Source organism: Caulobacter sp. D5, from assembly GCF_003185805.1.
Lineage (GTDB): Bacteria > Pseudomonadota > Alphaproteobacteria > Caulobacterales > Caulobacteraceae > Caulobacter.
This window is the reverse complement of record NZ_QHJY01000571.1, coordinates 1-3,458: the sequence shown is the minus strand read 5'-3', so window position 1 is coordinate 3,458 and position 3,458 is coordinate 1. Positions and strand designations below refer to the sequence as shown.

The 3,458-nt window shown below is 68.1% G+C and carries 5 protein-coding genes; all 5 read right to left on the bottom strand.

What is annotated here, in order from left to right:
- The coding region (locus DMC18_RS25370) for a hypothetical protein (RefSeq protein ID WP_199232642.1) at positions 1-225 on the bottom strand (225 nt) is incomplete at its 3' end.
- Positions 226-246: 21 nt separating this feature from the next.
- Positions 247-981: a hypothetical protein gene (locus DMC18_RS25365; protein WP_199232641.1), complete on the bottom strand. Its 735-nt coding sequence runs from the start codon at positions 979-981 to the stop codon at positions 247-249.
- A 36-nt stretch (positions 982-1,017) separates the two neighbouring features.
- Positions 1,018-1,482: a hypothetical protein gene (locus DMC18_RS25360; RefSeq protein WP_110119696.1), complete on the bottom strand. Its 465-nt coding sequence runs from the start codon at positions 1,480-1,482 to the stop codon at positions 1,018-1,020.
- Complete coding sequence (locus DMC18_RS25355) at positions 1,479-3,254, bottom strand: OmpA family protein (RefSeq protein ID WP_110119697.1); 1,776 nt, start codon at positions 3,252-3,254, stop codon at positions 1,479-1,481. The genes DMC18_RS25360 and DMC18_RS25355 overlap by 4 nt, the downstream gene beginning before the upstream one ends.
- Positions 3,247-3,458 (bottom strand): hypothetical protein (locus tag DMC18_RS26430; RefSeq protein ID WP_158285993.1); only part of this gene is annotated, 212 nt, incomplete at its 5' end. The genes DMC18_RS26430 and DMC18_RS25355, both read right to left, overlap by 8 nt.

The following is a 3,458-nucleotide window of genomic DNA, read 5'->3' as shown; positions in this document are numbered from 1 at the left end:
CAGCAGGCTGTATTCCTGGCCGTCGCCGAACTTGACCAGATAGGTCTTCGACTTGGCGCCGTCGCCTTCCTTTTCCTCGTCCGCGTCCTCGTCGTAGCCGGCCATCAGCCGGGCGATGCGCAGCGACACGAGGTCGAGTTGCAGCTGGGCCGTGGCTATGCCCACGCCCAGGCGCTGGACCATCTCCGGAAAGGGGACGGCGAGCAGTTCTTGGCCCACGCTCATGGGACGTTCTCCGTCCGGGGTTTAGTTCTTGTTTTCGGCCAGCGACTTGTCGAGCAGGCGCTTGCGGCGCTCGATCTCTTCGTCCAGCTGGCGACGGATCCGCTCTTCCAGGATGGCCGGGGGCGGGATCGGCACCAGCTTGGTGCGCAGCAGGCTCGAGCCTTCGGCGGTGTAGCTGTACTTGGCCGAGTAGGAGGCGTCGACCTGGCTGGTCGAGACCTGGGTGGTGTTGCTGGAGCCGAACTTGCCGCGGAACAGCTTGAACGAGAAGCTCTTGCTGTTGGTGTTGGTCTGGTTGGTGTCGCGCGACGAGCGGGTGGTCTCGCGGGTGTAGGTGAACTTGATGGCGATCTTCACCTCGATGATCGTGTCGACGAACTGGTAGAAGGTGGGCGAGAAGCCCAGCTCCAGCATCGACAGCCGGGTCGGCACCCGGATCAGGGTGGTGTCGAGGCTCTCGCCGTTGTCCTGGGCGTTCTTCTTCTGGTTGGCGATGACCTTGGACAGGGCGTCGATATTGCCGCCGGAGATCGCGTCATCGGTGGCGATGAAGGCCTCGGCCTGCTGGACGGTCATCAGGTCGTAGCCGAAGAAGATCCGGCTGTCGTCGAAGGTCTGGTTGCCTTCGTCGTCGGTGACGACCTGCAGGCCGCCCATCATCTCGGCCACCTCGATGCTGTTGGCGTCGAGCTTCATCTGGCCTTCCGCGATGGCGAAGGCCATCTGGCGGATCATGTCCCCCATGGGGACGTTCAACAGCTCTCTTCCGATCGACGGCATGACGTCTCCTTCCTAGGGTGTGGGTTCGCTGATCCTGCGCAGCAGGTTTTCGAGGATTTCGGGGGGCGGCAGGCTGACCAGCCGGGCCGCGATCGAGCTCATGCCCTCGGCGCTGACCGAGAACTTGCGCGCGTAGCTGACGTTGACCGAGGCGGCGACCATGACGAAGCCGGTGTTGACCCCGACGCTCGCCCCGGCCGAGACGCCGAATTCGGTGCTCTCGGTCATGCTGAACGAGAGCTTGGCCTCCACCGTCGCCTCGGTGAAGCTGTAGAAGGTGGGCGTGAAGCCCAGCGAGATCAGGTTGTGGGTCTCGCCGCCGATCTCGATGTCGGTCGTCGCCATGGCCTGGGCCGTGGCGATGCTGTTGCGGTCGAGCGCGGCCTGGGCTTCGGCGATGGCGACGCCCAGGCGCTCGATGATCTGCGGCAGCGGCGCGGAGAGCAGCTGCCGGGTGACGGCGGCGGTTTCGCTCATGGCGTCGGGGTCGGGGCTGGCGTCAGGTAGGTCTTGATCTCGTCGAGGAACTCGACGGGCGCGGGCACGGCGACGATGCGGGCCGAGATGCTGCTATTGCCGTTCACCGACTGCTCGAACTGCCGGCTGGTGCGGTAGTCGACGGCCAGGCCGACGGCGACCGAGATCTTCGGTTTGTCGCCGCTGGCGGTGGGACCCGCCGCGATGGGGGCCAGGGCCTTGGTGATGCTGGCGCCGTCTGCGGCCGACAGGGCGATGTCGTTGGCCGACAGGGTGACCAGGTTGATCAGCACCACGTCCTTGGCGTCGGCGAAGGTGACCACCCCGCCCTGGCGGGTGGCCCGCACGCCGTGGGTGGCGCTGCCGGCGTTGACGTCGCGCGTCAGGTTGAAGGCGTAGGCCTCGGGCGTGTCGCCGGCGAAGTTGGATCCCCCCGAATTGACCGCCGCCCCGCTGATCGCCACCGAGGTGTCGGACGCTCCGACCTTGACCGCCGTGGCGTCGACGGCCTGGGCCGTGAAGTGGCGCACGATGATGAAGCCGTTGCCGCTGGCGCTGCCGCCGGTCTTGTCGGGCGTCGGGGTGGCCTGCAGCTGGGTTCCGGCGGAGTCGACGATGATCAGCAGGTCGTTGGAGTCGGCCAGCAGCACTTCGGCGCGGCGGAACTGCTGGTTGGAGACCTCGTCGGTGGCGCCGACCCAGCGGTCCTCGCCCTTGGTCTCGACCTTGCGGATCTGGGCGGCGGGGACGCCGTTGCTCTTCAGGTAGTTGGCGACGGCGTTGGCGCGGTCTTCGCCCAGCTTGATGTTGTAGTCCTGCGAGGCGACGCGGTCGGTGAAGCCGATGACGTCGACCACCGAGCCGCTGTCGCGCAGGGTGCGGGCCAGCAGGCCCAGCTCCTCGGTGGCGGCGGGCTTGAGCACCGAGCTGCCGCTGTCGAAGAGGGCGATGCCGAGCGTGCCGCCGCCGACGGGCAGGGTGGAGCCGATCGGGTCGCGCTGCAGCTTGGCCTTGAAGCCGCCCAGGGCGTTGATCGCCGAGACCACGGCGCGGGCGTAGAGCAGCTCGTTGGCCTGGCTCTTGACGTTGGCGGTCTTGCCTGAAGCCAGGACGAAGTCCTCGCTGGCGCCGGCCGTGGGCGTCTCGACGATGCGGATCACCCCGACGCTGGATTCTCCAGCCCCGTAGAAGGCCACGCCGCTGTCGGTCTTGATCGGGTTCTTGGCGGTGTCGGGATCGAGCTTGAACTGCACCTTGGTGTGCTGGGCCTCGACATAGGCCCGCTCGAACTTGCCGGCCGGGGTGCGCAGCTTCTGGGCCACGGCCTCGGCGGCGGACTCCAGGTCGGCGCCGGCCGCGTCGGTCTTGGCGCCGTCCACCGTGACGCTGGCGGGCAGGCTTTTCAGCGTGATCTGCGCCTCGCGGGCGTTGGCCGGGGACTGCGGGCCGCCCTGGCCGAAGCCGAAGTCCAGCTTGCCGCCGATGCCGAAGGCGCTGGCCTCGCCGACCTTCATGGTCAGCTGCATCGAGACCGTCAGGTCGGCGTGCTGGTAGTGGTAGAAGGGCGGCGACAGGCCCAGCTGCAGCAGGCTCTTGCCGCCCAGCCCCGGGCGGGGCTCCACGTACTCGCCGACCTGGGCCAGGCTGTTGAGGTCGAGCGCCTTCTGGGCGTCGGCGATCGACAGGCCCATGGCCTTGATGAACTCGGCGACGCTGGCGTCGGCCAGGATCTGGCCGGGCGTCATCTTCTCGATGGGGTTCTCGTCAGCCATGCATCGGTTCCTTGCTCATCGGCTCCCGGGGCGACACGGGGGATTCACAGACGCGGGTTCGATCGACGGTGTCGGCGCGGACGGTCCAGTAGCCGTGGGCGCGCTGGGCCTCGGCCAGCCGGGCGGCGGTGACGCCGAGGCCGCGGGCCGTCCAGGTGAGCAGGTCGCGGGCCAGGGCCAGGCCCTCGTCCAGGGCCAGGGCGG

Bases quoted from the DNA above. Each gene is read 5' to 3' on its own strand.
- DMC18_RS25355 (WP_110119697.1), bottom strand. From the start codon at position 3,254: ATGGCTGACGAGAACCCCATCGAGAAGATGACGCCCGGCCAGATCCTG.
- DMC18_RS25360 (WP_110119696.1), bottom strand. From the start codon at position 1,482: ATGAGCGAAACCGCCGCCGTCACCCGGCAGCTGCTCTCCGCGCCGCTG.